Source organism: Kitasatospora phosalacinea (assembly GCF_000716545.1).
GTDB lineage: Bacteria > Actinomycetota > Actinomycetes > Streptomycetales > Streptomycetaceae > Kitasatospora > Kitasatospora phosalacinea.
Genome location: NZ_JNWZ01000006.1, coordinates 88034 through 106909, shown reverse-complemented (window position 1 = coordinate 106909; position 18876 = coordinate 88034). Strand labels below are relative to the sequence as shown.

Below are 18876 nucleotides of genomic sequence, written 5' to 3'. Positions count from 1 at the left end.
CGGACTGACGGGCGGTCAGTCCTCGCCCAGGTACTGGCGGCGCACCGACTCGTCGTGCAGCAGGTCCGCGCCGGTGCCCGACAGGGTGATCCGGCCGGTGGTCATCACGTACGCCCGGTCCGAGAGCGACAGCGCGGCCTGCGCGTTCTGCTCCACCAGCAGGATGGTGGTGCCGGCCGCCCGCAGCTCGACGATGGTCGCCATGATCTTCTGCATCATCAGCGGCGACAGGCCCATCGACGGCTCGTCCAGCATCAGCAGCCTGGGCCGGGACATCAGCGCCCGCCCCATCGCCAGCATCTGCTGCTCGCCGCCGGACAGGGTGCCCGCGGCCTGCTTGCGCCGCTCGGCCAGGATCGGGAAGAGCGTGCAGGCGCGCTCCACGTCCTCGGCGATGCCCGCGGCGTCGCGCCGCAGGAAGGCGCCCAGCAGCAGGTTCTCCTCGATGGTCATCCGGGGGAAGATGTGCCGGCCCTCGGGGGAGTGCGCCAGGCCGCGGGCGACGATCCGGTGCGCGGGCACCGCGTCGATCGGCTCGCCCTCGAACAGGATCTTCCCCGAGGTCGGCCGCAGCAGCCCGGACAGGGTGCGCAGGGTGGTGGTCTTGCCGGCCCCGTTGGTGCCGATCAGGGTGGTGACCTCGCCCTGTTCGACGGTGAACGAGACGCCCTTGACCGCCTCGATCTTGCCGTAGGCGACACGGAGGTCCTCGACCTCCAGCAGAGCGGTCACTGGCCGTCCTCCTGAGCTGCGGTGGTTCCTTCGAGCGGGGCGCCCAGGTACGCGGTGACGACCCGCTCGTCGTTCTGGACGGTCTCCCGGTCGCCCTCGACGATCTTCCTGCCCTGCACCAGCACCGCGGTGCGGTCGCACAGGTTGAAGATGAACTTCATGTCGTGCTCGATCACCAGCACCGCGATCCCCAGGTCCCGGATCGCGAACACCAGCTCCTCGGCGGCCCGGGTCTCCTGCGGGTTCATGCCCGCCGTCGGCTCGTCCAGCAGCAGCAGGCCGGGCTCGGACGCCAGCGCCCGGGCGATCTCCAGCTTCCGCTGCTCGCCGTACGGCAGGTTGCGGGCCAGGTGGTCGGCCTTGGCGCCGAGGCCGCAGAACTCCAGCAGCTCCCGGGCCCGTTCCCGGCTCTCCGCCTCGGCCCGCCGGTAGCCCGGGCCGCGCAGGATCGCCGAGAACAGCCCCTCCTTGGTGCGGGTGTGCCGGCCCACCAGGACGTTCTCCAGCGCCGTCATGTTGGCGAACAGCCGGATGTTCTGGAAGGTGCGGGCGATGCCCGCCCGGGTCACCAGGTGCGGCTTCGGGGGCAGCACCTGTCCCCGGTACCGCACGGTGCCCTCGGTCGGGACGTACAGCCCCGTCAGGCAGTTGAAGAACGTCGTCTTCCCGGCCCCGTTCGGGCCGATCAGGCCGACGATCTCGCCCTGGCGGACCGTCAGGTCGACGTCGTTCACGGCGGTCAGGCCGCCGAAGCGCATCACCACGCCGGAGGCTTCCAGCACGGGGGCGGCCGTCGGCGCGGGCGCCGGCGCGGCGGGGGCGGTGTCGGTGGTCACGGCGCTCACGCCCCCGTCTTGGTCGGTACGTCGTCGATCGGGGCGGCCTGCGCGGGCAGCTGCGCCTCGTGGAACTCCAGCCGCTGCCGGCGGCTGGCGATCAGGCCCTCCGGGCGGAAGCGCATCAGCAGGACCAGCGCCGTGCCGAACGCCAGCAGCTGGTACTGCTGCAGGAACTCCAGCTTCGCCGGGATCAGGAACAGCAGCGCCGCGCCCACCAGCGGGCCGCTGATGGTGCCCATGCCGCCGAGGATCACCGCGGCCAGCAGGAACGCCGAGTTCGGCGGCGTCGGCCCGCTGAACAGGTACTGGTCGGGCGAGATCGCGCCCGACACGTGCGCCTGCACCGCACCGGCCAGGCCGGCCAGGGTCGCGCCCAGCGCGAAGGCGATCAGCTTCACCCGGAAGCCGTTGATGCCCATCGCCTCGGCCGCCGTCTCGTCCTCCCGGATCGCCACCCAGGCCCGGCCGATCCGGGAGTTGGCCACCCGGGCGAATACCGTCACCACGACCGCGGTCGCCACCAGCATCAGCAGCAGGTAGTTGCCGTTCTTGCCCAGGTGCAGGGCCCCGAAGTCGTGCGCCTCGCCGAAGTCGAAGCCGAACAGGCTGACGTCCGGGATCGCCGCGATGCCGTTCGGGCCGTTGGTCAGGCTCGGGCCCGACTTGCCGTCCAGGTTGTTCATCGCGATCCGGAAGATCTCACCGAAGCCCAGCGTGACGATCGCCAGGTAGTCGCCGCGCAGCCGCAGCGTCGGAGCGCCGATCACCACGCCGAACACCAGCGCCGCCAGCGCGCCGATCAGCACCGCCACCGGGAACGGCAGGTGCAGGTCCCGGAAGACCGAGAACCGCGAGCCGGAGACCAGCGCCGCCGCGTACGCGCCCACGCCCAGGAAGGCCACGTAGCCGAGGTCCAGCAGGCCGGCCAGGCCGACCACCACGTTCAGGCCGAGCGCCACCGTCGCGAAGATCAGGATGTTCGTGCCGATCAGCACGTACGTCTCGCTGCTCTGGGTGAACGGGAACGCGCCCGCCGCGGCGAACGCCGCGCCCGTGGTCACCGCCCGGTGCCGGGCGGTCAGTTCGCGCAGCCGGCCCACCGCGCCGGACGCCAGCAGCGCCGCGGTGCCGAAGGCGGTCAGCAGCAGGAAGCCGATGAACAGCTCGCCGTACTCGGTGGAGACGCCGAACTCCACCATGCCCAGGCCCACCGCGAACACCGCGGTCACCACCAGGATCTCCGCCCAGGCGGGCAGCGTCCGGGCGGCGGGCAGCGGGCGCTCGATCCGGCCGATCCGCAGCCACCCGTCCAGCAGCCGCCACAGCCGCAGCGCCGCGATGACGGCCGGCAGGGCGACGAAGAACCACAGGTTCTCGGTGAAGATCGGCCGGATGCCGGGCGGGACGGCGTGCAGCGCCCAGCCCTGGTCGAGGCCGACCCGCAGCACCACCGAGAGGACCAGGGCCGCGTACAGGCCCCAGTGCAGCTCGGCGTGGCGGACGGCGCGCCGGCGGTCCAGCGGCAGGCCGAGCGCGCCGAGGACGGCGAGCAGCGAGCCGACCGCGGCCAGCCAGCCGCCCGGGTCCAGGTTGACCAGGCCGTCCAGCTCCACGGCGATCGCCACCACCGCGTACCAGCACACCGCGAGGGTGCCGAGCGCGGCGAACAGCACGCCGTTGGCGCTGCCGGACGGGTTCAGCCAGCGCAGGCCCCTCAGCCCGCGCCAGGCCAGCGCCAGCAGCGCGGTCAGCACGCCGCCGGCCAGCGCCAGCCACTGCAGGCCGGCCGGGGAGCCGTAGTACGTCAGGTCGCCGGGGAAGTCCGCCGTCCAGGTCCAGGACATCGCCGAGGAGGCGGCGGCCAGCACCCCGCCGGCCACCACCGCGCCGAGCGCGGGGTTGGCGGGCAGCGGCAGGACCCGGCTGGTCTCGTGGGTGGCGCTCTCGCGGGCGGTGCCCTCGGCGGCGGTGCTCTCGGGGGTGGTCACGTTCATCGTCCTCACACCCGATCCGCGACGCGCTCGCCGAGCAGGCCCTGCGGCCGCACCAGCAGGACGACGATCAGCAGCACGAACGCCCACACGTTGGCCCAGGCGCCGCCGCCGAGCTGGTGCATGCCCGGGACGTCCTGCACGTAGGCGGTGGCCAGCGACTCGGCCACGCCCAACACCAGGCCGCCCAGCATCGCGCCGTAGATGTTGCCGATGCCGCCCAGCACGGCGGCGGTGAACGCCTTCAGACCGGCCAGGAAGCCCATGGCGAAGTCGACCTGGCCGTAGCGCAGGCCGTGCGCGACCGCGGCGACGGCCGCGAAGCCCGCGCCCAGCGCGAACGCGACCACGATGATCCGGTCGGTGTCTATGCCCATCAGCTTGGCGGTGTCCGGGTCCTGCGCGGTGGCCTGCATGGCCCGGCCGGTGCGGGTCAGCCGCACGAAGGCGGCCAGCACCAGCATGCACAGCGGCGCCGCCACCAGCAGGAACAGGTCGTTGCGCTGCAGGTGGAAGGAGCCCAGGCCGATCGGGTCGCCGGCGAACTGCGGGAAGGACAGCGCCTTCTTGGCGTTCGGGTAGAACGCCCACACCACCTGCTGCAGCGCGATCGACAGGCCGATCGCGGTGATCAGCGGCGCCAGCCGGGGCGCGGTGCGCAGCGGTCGGTAGGCGAAGCGCTCGGCGGCGGTGGCGGTGAGCACGGAGGCGATCACACCGCCGATGATCATGACCGGCAGGGCCAGCCAGAGGGAGGTGCCGTGCGGCAGCGCCGCGTAGGCGGTCAGCGCGCCGAAGCCTCCGATCATGAAGATCTCGCCGTGGGCGAAGTTGATGAGCTGGACGATGCCGTAGACCATCGTGTAGCCGATGGCGATCAGGCCGTACATCAGGCCGAGCATCAGTCCGTTGGCCAGGTTTTGCGGCAGTTCGTGCACCGCGGGCCTCCGTGGATAGGGGGGTACGAGCAGGCGGAGGGCACTTGTGGTGCCCTCCGCCTCACGGGTGTCTTAGCGGGAGGGGGGAGTGCGGTGCGGATCAGCCGCCGTACGTACCGCTCTTGACCTTCTTCCACGTGCCGCCCTGGACGCTGTACACGGTGAGCTGCTTGTTGGTGGTGTCGCCGTACTCGTCGAAGGCGACCGGGCCGGTGACGCCGGTGAACTTCACCTTGCCGAGCTCGCCCAGCACCTTGGTGCGCAGGTCGGACGGGACCTTGCCGCCGTTGTGCTCGACCGCGGCCTTGACCGCCTCGATGATCGACCAGGCGGCGTCGTACGAGTAGCCGCCGTACGCCGCGTACGGGTCCTTGAAGCCGGCGGCGGCGTAGTTGGCGACGAACTCCTTGGCGCTGTCCAGCTCCTCGACCGGGACGCCGACCGAGGTGGCCAGGTCGCCCTCGCCGTTGCCGTTGGCGAGCTTGATGAACTCCGGGTCGTAGATGCCGTCGCCGCCGAACAGCGGGACCTTGGCGTTGCCCTTCTTCAGCTGGTCGCTGAGCGGGCCGGCGTCCGGGTACTCGCCGCCGTAGTAGACCGAGTCGGCGCCCGCCGAGGCGACCTTGGTGGCGATCGCCGAGAAGTCCTTGTCGCCCGGGTTGATGTGGTCGGTGCCGACCACGGTGCCGCCGAGCTTCTTGAACTCGTCCGCGAAGATGGACGCCAGGCCCGCGCCGTAGGTCTTCTTGTCGTCGATGACGTAGACCTTGGTCTTCTTGGCGTCGTTGTACAGGTACTGGGCGGCGAACTTGCCCTGCACCACGTCGGTGGTGGCGGTGCGGAAGTACGACTGGTACTGGCGGGTGAACTTGCCGCTGCCCCAGTCCGGGCCCAGCGACAGGTCGGGGCTGGTGTTGGCCGGCGAGACCTGGGCCAGCTTGGCGTCGTCGAAGACCTTCTGCATGGTCAGCGAGACGCTGGAGTTGAGCGGGCCGACCACGCCGACGACGCTCTTGCTGTCGACCAGCGCGGTGGCGTTCTGCTTGCCCGTGGTCGGGTTGGCCTGGTCGTCCTTGGCCTCGATGGAGAAGGTCACGCCGGGGACGTAGTTCTTCGCGTTGGCCTGCTTGGCCGCGAGGTCCACCGAGTTCCGGATGCCCAGGCCCAGCGCCGACAGGCTGCCGCTGATCGGCGCGTCGACGCCGATCACGACCTTGGTGCTCGCCTTGCCGTCGCCGCTGCCGCTGCTCGCGCTGTCCGTACCGGAGTCGGACTTGTCGCCGCGCGAACCGCAGGCGGACAGGGTGAGCGCCGCGGTCACTGCAATGGTCACGGCAAGAAGTGAGCTCTTTCGCACGACGAGGGTCTCCTTCTGGATCTGGAGGACACGCGCACAGGGCTGGCGGTGCCGAATCGCGACGGCCCAGCCCGAAAACCGGACACGCGGTGACTGGGCGTGACTCTAGACCGCCGCTGCCGACTCGGGCAGAGGGGTGGGAGAGGCTGTGATTCTCTTGTTATGACCACGGCGCATGTTGATCTCACATCATGGTCGAAAACTCCAGGTGGAGGCCGGAATTCCGGGCCCCGTCCCGATTAGCGGATGCTCTCCTTCCTCAACTCCCTGGTCACGCCTGGGTTCTCCGATTATCGGACAGGTTTGTCCGAGACTGGAGGCCCGGTCGTCGGCGTCCGGTAATCGGTGCCTCCGCAGGCCGCGCGCAGCATCGAGGTGAGGTCCGGGGCGGAGGGGGCGTCCAGGGGCGGTCGCACCGTCTCCATTGCGCGCGTGTTACGCAGAGTTACATCCAGGGAAAGGGCGGCCCCGCCCGCCGACGCCGCCGAGCAGTCCGTCACCCGCAGCCCCAGCCGCAGCGACACCGCCCCGCCGGGCGGCACCGTCCGCGGCAGCCAGCCCGACACCAGCACGGTCAGGCCCGGCCGGCCCTGCCGCACCCCCAGCACGTCCACCGGGCCGGGCCCGGCGTTGTGCACCGCCAGCTCCAGCGCGAACGACTCCTGCCGGGCCGGGACCCGGCCGACGTACTCGAACCGGACGGACTGCGAGGGGAAGGGCAGCACCTGCCGTTGCGGCGGGGGCGAATTCGCCGCCTGTTCAGGGTAGTTCGCGATGTGCCTGGCCGTCAGGGCCAACACCGAAAGCAGCAAGAAACTTGCCACCAGCAGCTTCTGACGCCTGGTCAGCAGCCTGGGCGGGGCCTCCGGAGCCGGCCCGGGGCGCAGCACGAGCGGCGTCCAGGTGCCCTCGCCCGGCTCGACCGGGCCGACGAACCCGGCGGTGGACCCGGCGGCGCTCCTCGGTGATTCGCGCTCTGCGGACATGGCGGCGCCCCCTCGTCCAGCCCAGGCTGCCCCTGGCGGGGCGCGGCCAAACCGGGAGGGGGCGTGCGGGGGAGGACGGGCCCGGGGAGGAGCGTGCGCCCGACGCGGAGCTAGAGGTCGCGCAGCATGCAGGTCAGCCGGCAGGAGGTGATCCGGCGGCCGGTGTCGTCCGTCACCGCGATCTCGTACGTGGCCGCGGTGCGCCCCTTGAAGACCGCCGTCGCCACGCCCGTCACCAGGCCGGAGGTCGCCGAGCGGTGGTGCGTCGCGTTCAGGTCCACGCCCACCGCGTAGCGGCCCGGCCCGGCGTGCAGCATCGCCCCGATCGAGCCCAGCGTCTCGGCCAGCGCCGCCGACGCCCCGCCGTGCAGCAGCCCGTACGGCTGCTGGTTGCCCTCCACCGGCATCGTCCCGACCACCCGGTCCGGGGACGCCTCGACGAGGGTGATGCCCAGCTTCTCGCCCAGGTGGCCGCCGGAGAAGGTCTCCGCGCTGACCCCCAGCTTGGCGAAGTGGTCCAGCACGTCCTGGGGCACTTTCAGTACGGGCGCCGCGTCGGTCATGGTGCTCCCTGCTTCCGGTTTCGCTTCGTTGCGCGTCGATCGTACGACTGTCTACCCGCCGGTAGGGAGGCGCTCCGCGCCGCGCCGGAGATGTCCGCGCCACGCCCTAGGATCGGGGAGGCAGTGCAACCGGCAGGACGGGACGGGACGTGGCGACACAGGGTGCGGGTAAGAGTGCGGCCGGACGGCCCCGGCTGATGCTGCTGGACGGGCATTCGATGGCCTACCGGGCCTTCTTCGCCCTGCCGGTGGAGAACTTCTCCACCGCCACCGGCCAGCACACCAACGCCGTCTACGGCTTCGCCTCGATGCTGGCCAACACCGTGCGGGACGAGCGGCCCACCCACCTCGCGGTGGCCTTCGACCTGTCCCGGCAGACCTTCCGGTCCGCCGAGTTCCCCGAGTACAAGGCCAACCGCTCCGCCACGCCGGACGAGTTCCGCAGCCAGGTCCCGCTGATCGGCGAGCTGCTCGACGCCATGCGGGTGCCCCGGATCACCGCCGAGGGCTTCGAGGCCGACGACGTCATCGCCACCCTGGCCACCGCCGCCGCGGCCGAGGGCTTCGAGGTGCTGATCGTCACCGGCGACCGGGACTCGCTCCAGCTCGTCACCGACGACGTCACCGTGCTGTACCCCACCAAGGGCGTCTCCGAGCTGACGCGCTACACCCCGGAGAAGGTCGCCGAGAAGTACGGCGTCCGCCCCGACCAGTACCCGGACCTGGCGGCCCTGCGCGGCGACCCGTCCGACAACCTGCCCGGCATCCCCGGCGTCGGCGAGAAGACCGCCGCCAAGTGGGTCAACCAGTTCGGCTCCTTCGCCGAACTGGTCGAGCGGGCCGACGAGGTCAAGGGCAAGGTCGGCGAGAAGCTCCGCGAGCACCTCGACTCCGTCAAGCGCAACCGCTTCCTCACCGAACTCGTCCGGGACGTCGAACTGCCGCTCGGCGTCACCCAGTTGGAGCGCGCCCCGTTCGACAAGGACGAGGTCGCCCGGCTGATGGAGGCGCTGGAGTTCCGCAACCCCAACTTCCGCGACCGGGTGGCCGGCATCGACCCGGCCGGCGCCGAGTCCGCCGCCGCCGTCGAGGTCCCGGCCGGCCCCGCCGTCGACGGCGACCTGCTCACCGTCCCCGGCGCGCTCGTCGCCTGGCTGGAGCAGCACGCCGGCGAGGACGCCCGCACCGCGCTCGCCGCCGACTACACCTGGGCCCTCGGCAGCGGCAAGGTCGACCAGATCGCCCTGGCCACCGGCACCGCCGCCGCCTGGTTCGACCCCGCCGCGCTCACCGAGGACGACGACCGCGCCTTCACCGCCTGGCTCGCCGACCCCAAGCGCCCCAAGGCCCTGCACATCGCCAAGCAGGTGATGCGGGCCTTCGCCGAGCAGGGCTGGCAGTTCGCCGGCGTCACCGCCGACACCGCGCTCGCCGCCTACCTGGAGAAGCCCGGCCGCCGCGCCTTCACCCTCGACGTCCTCGCCGAGGAGTACCTGGGCCGCTCGCTCGCCCCCGCCGCCCAGGCCGAGACCGGCCAGCTCAGCTTCGACTCCGACGAGCCCGACCCGACGGCCGGCGCCCAGGCCCTGATGACCCAGGCCCGCGCCGTCCACGACCTCGCCGTCCTGTTCGACACCCGGCTCGCCGAGGTCGGCGCGGTCGAGCTGTTCCACGACATGGAGCTGCCGATCGCCGAACTCCTCGCCCGGATGGAGCGCCACGGCATCGCCGCCGACCGCGAGTGGCTGCAGGGCCTGGAGGCCCAGTTCGCCGCCGAGATCCAGCGCTGCGTCGAGGAGGCGCACGCCGCGGCCGGCCGCGAGTTCAACCTCGGCTCGCCCAAGCAGCTCCAGGAGGTCCTGTTCGGCGACCTCGGCCTGCCCAGGACCAAGAAGATCAAGACCGGCTACACCACCGACGCCGACGCCCTCACCTGGCTCGCCACCCAGACCACCAACGAACTCCCGGTCATCCTGCTCCGCCACCGGGACCAGGCCAAGCTGCGCACCACCGTCGAGGGCCTGCTCAAGACCGTCTCCCCGCAGGGCCGGATCCACACCACCTTCAACCAGATGGTCGCCGCCACCGGCCGGCTCTCCTCCCAGGACCCGAACCTGCAGAACATCCCCGTCCGCACCGAGGAGGGCCGCGCCATCCGCCGCGCCTTCGTGGTCGGCGCGGGCTACGAGACGCTGCTCACCGCCGACTACTCGCAGATCGAACTGCGCATCATGGCCCACCTCTCCGAGGACGAGGCCCTGATCGAGGCCTTCACCACCGGCGAGGACCTGCACACCACCGTCGCCTCCCAGGTCTTCGCGGTCGCCCCCGGAGCCGTCGACGCCGAGATGCGCCGCAAGATCAAGGCGATGTCGTACGGCCTCGCCTACGGCCTGTCCGCGTACGGCCTCTCCCAGCAGCTCGGCATCAAGCCCGCCGAGGCCCAGGGCCTGATGGACACCTACTTCGAGCGCTTCGGCGGCGTCCGCGACTACCTGCAGAACGTGGTCGAGGAGGCCCGCGCCGTCGGCTACACCGAGACGCTGCTCGGCCGCCGCCGCTACCTGCCCGACCTCACCAGCGACAACCGGCAGCGCCGCGAGATGGCCGAACGGATGGCCCTCAACGCCCCCATCCAGGGCTCCGCCGCCGACATCGTCAAGATCGCCATGCTCCGGGTCGACGAGGCGCTGCGCGCGGCCGGCCTCACCACCCGGATGCTCCTCCAGGTGCACGACGAGATCGTCCTGGAGGTCGCCCCCGGCGAACGCGAGCGGGTCGAGGCGCTGGTCCGCGAGCAGATGGCCGGCGCGTACCCGCTGCGCGCCCCGCTGGACGTCTCGGTCGGGGCGGGCGCCAACTGGGAGGTCGCGGCGCACTAGACGGTGCGCCAAACGGTTTGCGGGCGTCCGGCCGGTCCTTCCAGACTGGCCGGATGCCCGCTTCCACGACCTTCGCCGACAAGCCCACCCTGGTGGGCGAGAAGGTCCTCCTGCGCCCCGTCCGGCCCCAGGAGGACCTCCCCATGCTCCGCGTCATGATCAACGACCCGGACGTGCTCCGCTACACCTCCGCCTCCCACACCCCCGAACCACCCGAGTGGGACGAGGCGACGGAACGCCGCGTCGTCGACTGGTACACCACCCGCAACGACCGGACCGACCGCCTCGACCTGATCGTCGTCGACCGCGCCACCGGCCGCGGCGTCGGCGAGATCGTCCTCAACGAGTGGGACGAACCCAACCGCGCCTGCAACCTCCGCATCGCCATCGGCCCCGACGGCCGCGACCGCGGCCTCGGCACCGAAGCCGTCCGCCTCCTCACCGACCACGCGATCCGCGCCCTCGGCCTCAACCGGGTCTCGCTCTCCGTCTACGCCTTCAACGGCCGGGGCCGACGCGCCTACGAGAAGGCCGGCTTCCAGGTCGAGGGGGTGCGGCGCCAGGTGCTGCGCCACGGGGACGAGTGGATCGACGACATCGACATGGCGGTCCTGGCCCAGGACTGGGCCTGACGGCCCCGCCCCGCTCCGTCCCGCCCACCCCCGCTGGGCGTGCGCGGGCGGGCGGGCGGTGCCGGGCGGCGCGGCGTCACTTGCGCGGGTTGGCGCGGCGGGTGGCCTCCGCCGTGGTGGGGTCCTCGGGCCAGGGGTGGCGGGGGTAGCGGCCGCGGAGGTCGGCGCGGACGGCCGGGTAGCCGGTGCGCCAGAACGCGGCGAGGTCGCCGGTGACGGCGGCCGGGCGGCCCGCGGGGGAGAGCAGGTGGACGGTGAGCGGGACGCGGCCCCCGGCCAGGGCGGGCGCCGCCCCCCAACCGAACAGCTCCTGCAACTTGACGGCCAGGACCGGGCGTTCGGGGTCGGACGCGTAGTCGACCCGGATCCGGCTGCCGCTGGGGACGGTGATCCGCTCCGGCGCCAGCTCGTCCAGCCGTCCGGCCTGGCCGCCCGCCCAGGGCAGCAGGCGCTGCAGCGCGGCCGCGGTGTCGATCCGCTCCAGGTCGGCGCGGCGCCGGGCCCGGGACAGCTCCGGCTCCAGCCACCGCCCGGCGGCGGCCAGCAGCGCGTCGTCCGTGACGTCCGGCCACGGCTCGCCGATCGCCCGGTGCAGGAAGGCGAGCCGTTCGCGCAGCCCGCTCGCGGCCGGCGGCCAGCGCAGCAGCGCGGAGACGCCCTCCCGTTCGAGGCCGTCCAGCAGCGCGGCCCGCAGCAGCGCCGGGTCGGGCGCCGGCAGCGGCGCGGCGGCCAGCTCGATCGCCCCCAGCGCCTCCACCCGGCGGGAGGCCACCTCCCGCTGCCTTACCGACCAGCGCACCTCCTCGCGGGCCGCCAGCAGCGGCGCGGCCGCCCGCCTGGCCGTCGCCTCGTCCACCGCCACCGCCCGCAGCACCCGCGCCGACGGCGACCCGGCGGGCCGGTCCGCCACCGCGACGGCCAGCCAGCCGCCGGACGGCAGCCGCGTCCCGGCGGCCAGCCGCGCCGCCGTCCCGGACGCCATCAGGTACGCGCCGTCCCCGCCCTCCCGGGTCCGCGCCACCCGCTCCGGGTACGCCAGCCCGACCACCAGCCCGGCGGCGACGGCGTCGGGGAGGCCCGAGGGCGCGGAGGGCGCGTCGGCCAGCGCGCGTTCCAGCCGGCGGGTCTCCTCCCGCCAGCGGTGGGCGTACGGCTCGGTGGAGCGGCGGACGTCGCGGTGGATCCCGGCCAGGTCGTCGCCGAGGGCGCGCGGAGGCTCCTCGGAGAGCAGGGCGACGAGTTCGGCGGCGCGGCGGGCGCCGACGGCGGGGGCGCCGTCGAGCAGGGCCCGGGCGAGGCGGGGGTGCAGGCCGGTGCGGGCGATGGCGCGGCCGCGGTCGGTGGGGCGGCCGTCGGGGCCGACGGCGGCGAGGGCGCGCAGGACGTCGCGGGCGGCGGCCATCGCGCCGGCCGGCGGCGGGTCGGGGAGGGTGAGGCCGGTGGCGTCGGGGTCGCCCCAGCAGGCGGCCTGGAGGGCGAAGGGGGTGAGGTCGGCGAGGGCGATCTCGGGAGTGGGGAAGCGGGCGGCGCGGGCGTCCTCGGCCTCCGACCAGCAGCGGTAGACGGTGCCGGGGGCCTCGCGTCCGGCGCGTCCGGCGCGCTGCCGGGCGGCGGCCAGCGAGGTGCGGACGGTGACCAGCCCGGACAGGCCGCGGGCGTGGTCGGTGCGCGGCTCCCTGGTCAGCCCGGAGTCGACCACGACCCGGACGCCGGGGACGGTCAGCGAGGACTCGGCGACCGAGGTGGCCAGCACCACCCGCCGCCGCCCGCCGGGGCTCAGCGCCGCGTCCTGCACGGCCTGCGGCGCCCGCCCGTGCAGCTGGAGGACGTCGATCCCGGTCAGCTGCCCGGCCACCCGGGCGATCTCGCCCACGCCGGGCAGGAAGCACAGCACGTCGCCGTCCCGCTCGGCCAGCGCCCGGCGGACCGCCGCCGCGACGTGCGACAGCAGCGCCGGGTCGACCCGCGTCCCGTGCGGCGGGCGGACGGCGGTCGGCGGCGGGGCCCAGACCGTCTCCACCGGGTGCGAGACGCCCTCGGCGGCCACCACGGGCGCGCCGTCCAGCAGTTCGGCCCAGGCGGCGGTGTCGGCGGTCGCGGAGGCCAGCAGCAGGCGCAGTTCGGGGCGCAGCGCGGCCCGGACGTCGAGCAGGAAGGCGAGCGCGGTGTCGGCGTCCAGGTGCCGTTCGTGGCACTCGTCGAGCACCACCGCGTCCACGCCGGGCAGTTCCGGGTCGCGCTGCAGGCGCTGCAGCAGGACGCCGGTGGTGACCACCTCGGCCCGGGTGCCGGGCCCGGCCCGGCGCTCGCCGCGGACGGTGAACCCGACCGAGGCGCCGACCGGTTCGTCCAGCAGCCAGGCCATCCGCCGGGCCGCCGCCCGCACCGCGAGCCGGCGCGGCTCGGCGACCAGCACCCGGCGCGGCGGCGCGGCCGGCCCGTCCCCGAGCAGACCGGCCAGGGCGAGCGGCACCAGGGTGGTCTTGCCGGTGCCGGGCGGCGCGGACAGCACCGCCGCGCCGTGCCGGTCCAGCGCGGCGGCCAGCTCGGGGAGGGCCGCGGCGACGGGCAGGTCGAGCCCCCCGGGCCGCACCGCGCTCAGCCGTTCCGGCGGGCGACGAAGATCGCCGTCCCGGGGATGTGCTCGCCGCGCAGCGGGCTCCAGCCGCCCCACTCCTGCTCCAGCCCCTCCGGCCACTCCGGCTCCACCAGGTCGAGCAGCGTGAAGCCGGCCGCGACCAGCTCCCGCACCCGGTCGCCGATCGTGCGGTGGTGCTCGACGTAGGTGGCGACGCCCTGTTCGTCCTGCTCGACGTACGGGGTGCGGTCGAAGTACGAGGAGGTGGCGGTCAGGCCCTCCACCCCGGGCTCGTCCGGGAACGCCCAGCGGATCGGGTGGGTCACCGAGAACACCCAGCGCCCGCCGGGCCGCAGCACCCGGTGCACCTCGCGCATCAGCCGGGCGGTGTCCGCGCTGAACGGCACCGCGCCGTACGCCGAGCAGGCGTGGTCGAAGGAGCCGTCGGCGAACGGCAGCACCGCCGCGTCCGCCTGCACCACCGCGACGGGCTCCAGGCCGCGGCCCAGGTCGATCCGGCGGGAGTGCTGCAACTGCCGGTAGGAGATGTCCAGCGCGACCGGGCGGGCGCCCCGCGCGGCCAGCCAGCGCGAGCACTGCGCGGCGCCGGAGCCGATCTCCAGCACGTCCGCCCCCTTCAGCGCGGCCGGGTCGCCGAGCAGCCGGGCCCCGTCCTCGTCGACGCCCTCCGGGCACCAGGTGAACCGGTCGTCGCCGAGGAACTCCCCGTGCTCGTCCTGGTAGTCGTCCGCGTTCCGGTCCCACCAGTGCCGGCTGGCCCGGCTCGACTCCCGCTCGCCGGCCTCCCGCCGCAGCGCCTCGTCGCCGTCCTCCCCCTCGTCGTCCGGCGGCAGGGGGGCGGAGGGGACGTCGTACCCGGCCGGGTCGTAGTCGAGGGGTTCGGCGTCGCCGGGGGTGGAGTGGGTCATGGAATCCGTCACCTGGTGCATCGGGGAGGGCCGGCCGGGGCCGGGCGGGCGGGCCCCTGGCGCAAGCCGGGGCTGGACGTCAAGTAGGCTATGGGCTTGCGGAAGCGCCGCTGCCGCGGAGCCGGACCTGTACGGGGACGGGTCGGGCCGTGGCATCCGGGGTAGGGCCTGTGCTCCAGCCGCCGTCAGGCGCGCCATCGGAGGATATGGCCTGATCCGTCCCGGCCTCCACCGTCTCGTCGGCTTCGACGTTGACCGTGCCTGGGTGTCCCCGTATGCTACAAGTTGCGCTGCGGGCCTGCGCGCCTCGGACGGAGCAGGTCGCGCTCGCATCTGTCGAAGACCCCACGGTCGTCAGACGGACACCGGGACCCTGTCGTTTGCGGGTGTTCCTCCGGTGGGCCGTTTTCTGGCCTGTACGGCTTTCGGTGGGAGCGATCAGGGCCCTCCGCGTGGCATTACCTACGACTTCATGTCCGTACCGGAGCCCTTTTCCTAATGACGAGCCCCACCGACACCTCTGTCAGCACCACCCCGCAGGTTGCGGTCAACGACATCGGCGACGCGGACGCGTTCCTCGCCGCGATCGACGAGACCATCAAGTACTTCAACGACGGCGACATCGTTGAGGGCGTCATCGTGAAGGTCGACCGTGACGAGGTGCTCCTCGACATCGGTTACAAGACCGAGGGTGTCATCCCGTCCCGCGAGCTCTCGATCAAGCACGACGTCGACCCCCACGAGGTTGTCTCCGTCGGCGACAACATCGAGGCCCTGGTTCTCCAGAAGGAGGACAAGGAGGGTCGCCTGATCCTGTCCAAGAAGCGCGCGCAGTACGAGCGCGCCTGGGGCACGATCGAGAAGATCAAGGAAGAGGACGGCATCGTCACCGGTACCGTCATCGAGGTCGTCAAGGGTGGTCTCATCCTCGACATCGGCCTCCGCGGCTTCCTCCCGGCCTCGCTGGTCGAGATGCGCCGCGTCCGCGACCTCCAGCCCTACGTGGGCAAGGAGCTCGAGGCGAAGATCATCGAGCTGGACAAGAACCGCAACAACGTGGTCCTGTCCCGCCGCGCCTGGCTGGAGCAGACCCAGAGCGAGGTCCGCCAGACCTTCCTCACCACCCTGCAGAAGGGCCAGGTGCGCTCCGGCGTCGTCTCCTCGATCGTCAACTTCGGTGCGTTCGTCGACCTCGGCGGCGTCGACGGTCTGGTGCACGTCTCCGAGCTGTCCTGGAAGCACATCGACCACCCGAACGAGGTTGTCGAGGTCGGCCAGGAGGTCACCGTCGAGGTCCTCGACGTGGACATGGACCGCGAGCGCGTCTCCCTGTCGCTGAAGGCGACCCAGGAGGACCCGTGGCAGCAGTTCGCCCGGACGCACCAGATCTCGCAGGTCGTCCCGGGTAAGGTCACCAAGCTGGTTCCGTTCGGTGCGTTCGTCCGCGTGGACGAGGGCATCGAGGGCCTGGTCCACATCTCCGAGCTGGCCGAGCGCCACGTCGAGATCCCGGAGCAGGTCGTCCAGGTCGGCGACGAGATCTTCGTCAAGGTCATCGACATCGACCTCGAGCGCCGCCGCATCAGCCTCTCGCTGAAGCAGGCCAACGAGTCCCTCGGTGCCGACCCGGCGTCGGTCGAGTTCGACCCGACCCTGTACGGCATGGCCGCGTCCTACGACGACCAGGGCAACTACATCTACCCGGAGGGCTTCGACCCCGAGGCGAACGACTGGCTGCCCGGCTTCGAGAAGCAGCGCGAGGAGTGGGAGCGGCAGTACGCCGAGGCCCAGGCCCGCTTCGAGCAGCACCAGGCCCAGGTCATCAAGTCCCGCGAGGCCGACGCGGCTGCCGCCGCCGAGGCCGGCGAGGAGGCCCCCGTCTCCGGTGGCGGCGGTTCGTACTCCTCCAGCAGCGACGAGGGCTCCGGCGCGCTCGCCTCGGACGAGGCCCTGGCCGCGCTCCGCGAGAAGCTGGCCGGCGGCCAGAGCTGAAGCACCGCGCTTCGGCAGCTGCCTAGCTGACTGAACAGCGACCCCCCGTTCCAGGGTTTCCCTGGAACGGGGGGTCGCTGTTTTTTGCTGCCCGTCCACCTTCGCGGCGCGCGCGGATGGGTGGGTGAGGTGGAGCTTAAGTGGCTTTTATATGAAGGGAATTGTGAGATGAGGCTCATCGTCCGCCTATAGGAGGAATCGCGCGCTCGCGCATACATTGATGGGACTTGTCCGAAAGGCTCCCCGCATGCGCAGCTCTCGCTCCACCGCAGCAGAGGTCCAGGTTTCCCAGGTTCCCGGCCGGTTGGCCGCTCTGGGGCGAGTGTGTTTCCGGCACCGGCGTTGGGTGCTGGCGTTCTGGGCGCTGGTGCTCGTGGTGGGGGTGGTGATCGGCGGGCGGGTGTTCGAGGGCTCGGTGGCCGGGACGGGCGGCGGGGGGTCGGAGTCGGCGAAGGGGACGGCCGTCGTGCAGGCGGCCGACCCGGTGCAGGGCACCGTGACCGCCGTGGTGGACGGGCCCGCCGTCGGTGCCGAAGGCGTGAAGGCGGCGGTCGAGCGGGCGAGCGCGGAGGTGACGAAGCTGCCGGGCGTGGTCTCGGTGGCGGACACGTACTCCACCGGCGGGCGGCTGACCGCGAGCGACGGCAAGGCGTCGCTGGTGAGCGTGCGGATGGCGGACGGGTCGACGGCCAAGCAGCTCGCGGCCGTCACCGACCGGCTGGGGAAGATCGACGCGGACGGCGCGCACACCGTGGTCGGCGGCGACCTGGTGCTGCAGCAGGAGGTCAAGGACCAGACCGCGAAGGACACCCGGTTCGGCGAGATCGTCACGCTGCCGTTGACGCTGGTCGTGATGGTGCTGGTGTTCGGCGGGCTGGCCGCGGCGGGTCTGCCGGGCATCGGGGCGATCGCCTCGGTGGGCGGCGCGCTGCTGGCGATGTTCGGGTTCAGCAAGCTGATGGACATCGACACCTCCGTCCTGCCGATCGCCACCGTCCTGGGCCTGGGCCTGTCGATCGACTACGCGCTGCTGATGGTGAACCGGTTCCGGGAGGAGCGCGGCCACGGCGCGGACACCGCGCAGGCGGTGGAGCGGACGGCGGCCACCGCCGGCCGGACGGTGGCGTTCTCGGGGCTGACGGTGGCGGTCGCGCTGAGCGGGCTGTTCGTGTTCACCAGCCCGGTGTTCCGGGCGGTCGCGGTGGCGGGCGTCAGCGTGGTGGTGATCGCGGTGGCGGCGGCGCTGACGCTGGTGCCGGCGCTGCTGGGCTTCATGGGCGCGAAGATCAAGGCGCCGACCGCGCCCGTCCCGGACGAGGGCTTCTTCTCCCGGACGGTGCGCCGGGTGCAGCGCCGGGCGGTCCCGGTGATGCTGGCCTGCGTGGCGCTGCTGCTGGCGGCGGGCGCGCCGTTCCTGGGCTCGGAGTTCCGCAACTCGGGCGCCGACGTGCTGCCGAAGAGCTTCTCGTCCCGGCAGGTCGCCGAGTCCGTCGGGGCGCGCTTCCCGGACCAGGCCCCGGCGGCCGTGCAGGTGGTCGTCGAGGGGTCGCAGCAGCAGGCGCGGGACTACGCGGACCGGGTCGTCTCCGAGCTGCCGGGCGTGGCGGGCGTCCGGGCGGTGACGCCGGTCTCGGACGGCGTGCAGACCGTGGACGTGCTGGTCAACGGCGACCCGCAGGGCGCCGAGGCCAAGCGGGTGGTCGGCGAGCTGCGCGCGGAGCGCGGCGGGCTGGACACGTACGTGACGGGCGACGCGGCCTCGCTGGTGGACTTCCAGCACGAGATCGGCTCGCGCGGCCCGTGGGCGCTGGGCCTGGTCGCGGCCGGGACGCTGGTGCTGCTGTTCATGATGACCGGCTCGGTGGTGCTGCCGGTCAAGGCGCTGCTGATGAACGTGCTGTCGCTGGGGGCGTCGCTGGGCGCGCTGACCCTGGTGTTCCAGCACGGGTACTTCAGCTCGCTGCTCGGGTTCACGCCGACCGGCGGCCTGGAGACGGTGATCCCGGTGCTGGTGTTCGCCTTCGCGTTCGGGCTGTCGATGGACTACGAGGTCTTCCTGCTCTCGCGGATCAAGGAGCTGCACGACCAGGGGTACGACTGCGCGAAGTCGGTGGAGCTCGGCCTGCAGCGCAGCGGCCGGATCATCACCTCGGCCGGGCTGCTGATGGTGATCGTGTTCGCCGGGTTCGCCGCCGGGCAGATGCTCATGGTCAAGCAGATGGGCATCGCGCTGGCCGTGGCCGTCGCCGTGGACGCCACCCTGGTCCGCACCCTGCTGGTGCCCGCCACCATGACGCTGTTCGGCCGCCTCAACTGGTGGGCGCCCGCCCCGCTGCGCCGCCTGCACCGGGTCATCGGCCTGCACGAGCACGTCGAACTGCCGCCGCTGCGCCCGGTGGTGCTGCCCGTGCCGCGCCTGGTGAAACCGCGCGGCCTGGTGGGCGCGCCGTAGGCCCG

The 18876-nt window shown here is 72.9% G+C and carries 13 protein-coding genes; 4 read left to right on the top strand and 9 right to left on the bottom strand.

Features of this window, described 5'->3' with window-relative positions; genetic code table 11:
- Positions 1 to 15: 15 nt before the first annotated feature.
- The 7 genes from OO48_RS04765 to OO48_RS04735 form a co-directional block, all read right to left on the bottom strand.
- Positions 16 to 732, bottom strand: coding sequence for an ABC transporter ATP-binding protein (locus OO48_RS04765; RefSeq protein ID WP_033213024.1), 717 nt, complete (start codon positions 730 to 732; stop codon positions 16 to 18).
- Positions 729 to 1577: an ABC transporter ATP-binding protein gene (locus OO48_RS04760; protein WP_033213023.1), complete on the bottom strand. Its 849-nt coding sequence runs from the start codon at positions 1575 to 1577 to the stop codon at positions 729 to 731. The genes OO48_RS04765 and OO48_RS04760 overlap by 4 nt, the downstream gene beginning before the upstream one ends.
- Positions 1574 to 3565, bottom strand: coding sequence for a branched-chain amino acid ABC transporter permease (locus OO48_RS04755; RefSeq protein WP_033213022.1), 1992 nt, complete (start codon positions 3563 to 3565; stop codon positions 1574 to 1576). The genes OO48_RS04760 and OO48_RS04755 overlap by 4 nt, the downstream gene beginning before the upstream one ends.
- A 5-nt stretch (positions 3566 to 3570) precedes the next feature.
- A complete protein-coding gene (locus OO48_RS04750) occupies positions 3571 to 4500 on the bottom strand; it encodes a branched-chain amino acid ABC transporter permease (protein ID WP_033213020.1) in 930 nt (309 codons plus the stop codon).
- Between the two features lie 100 nt (positions 4501 to 4600).
- Entirely contained in the window at positions 4601 to 5857 is a 1257-nt protein-coding gene (locus OO48_RS04745; protein ID WP_033213019.1) for a branched-chain amino acid ABC transporter substrate-binding protein, read from the bottom strand.
- Between the two features lie 290 nt (positions 5858 to 6147).
- Positions 6148 to 6843: a hypothetical protein gene (locus tag OO48_RS04740; protein WP_033213017.1), complete on the bottom strand. Its 696-nt coding sequence runs from the start codon at positions 6841 to 6843 to the stop codon at positions 6148 to 6150.
- Positions 6844 to 6953: 110 nt separating this feature from the next.
- Positions 6954 to 7406, bottom strand: coding sequence for a PaaI family thioesterase (locus OO48_RS04735; protein WP_033213016.1), 453 nt, complete (start codon positions 7404 to 7406; stop codon positions 6954 to 6956).
- Between the two features lie 197 nt (positions 7407 to 7603).
- Here OO48_RS04735 and polA point away from each other — a divergent pair, with 197 nt between their 5' ends.
- Complete coding sequence (polA, locus tag OO48_RS04730) at positions 7604 to 10288, top strand: DNA polymerase I (RefSeq protein WP_051731735.1); 2685 nt, start codon at positions 7604 to 7606, stop codon at positions 10286 to 10288.
- Between the two features lie 53 nt (positions 10289 to 10341).
- Positions 10342 to 10920 carry a GNAT family N-acetyltransferase gene (locus OO48_RS04725; RefSeq protein ID WP_033213014.1) on the top strand — a complete coding sequence of 193 codons (579 nt, stop codon included), beginning with the start codon at positions 10342 to 10344 and terminating at the stop codon, positions 10918 to 10920.
- A 76-nt stretch (positions 10921 to 10996) separates the two neighbouring features.
- On the opposite strand, the gene hrpB is transcribed toward OO48_RS04725, so the two are convergent.
- A complete protein-coding gene (gene hrpB / locus OO48_RS04720) occupies positions 10997 to 13513 on the bottom strand; it encodes an ATP-dependent helicase HrpB (RefSeq protein WP_033213013.1) in 2517 nt (838 codons plus the stop codon).
- Between the two features lie 5 nt (positions 13514 to 13518).
- A complete protein-coding gene (locus OO48_RS04715; protein ID WP_081951914.1) occupies positions 13519 to 14427 on the bottom strand; it encodes a class I SAM-dependent methyltransferase in 909 nt (302 codons plus the stop codon).
- A gap of 498 nt (positions 14428 to 14925) precedes the next feature.
- Here OO48_RS04715 and rpsA point away from each other — a divergent pair, with 498 nt between their 5' ends.
- Complete coding sequence (gene rpsA, locus OO48_RS04710; protein WP_033213011.1) at positions 14926 to 16419, top strand: 30S ribosomal protein S1; 1494 nt, start codon at positions 14926 to 14928, stop codon at positions 16417 to 16419.
- A 346-nt stretch (positions 16420 to 16765) separates the two neighbouring features.
- A complete protein-coding gene (locus OO48_RS04705; RefSeq protein ID WP_051731734.1) occupies positions 16766 to 18871 on the top strand; it encodes an MMPL family transporter in 2106 nt (701 codons plus the stop codon).
- Positions 18872 to 18876 lie beyond the last annotated feature (5 nt).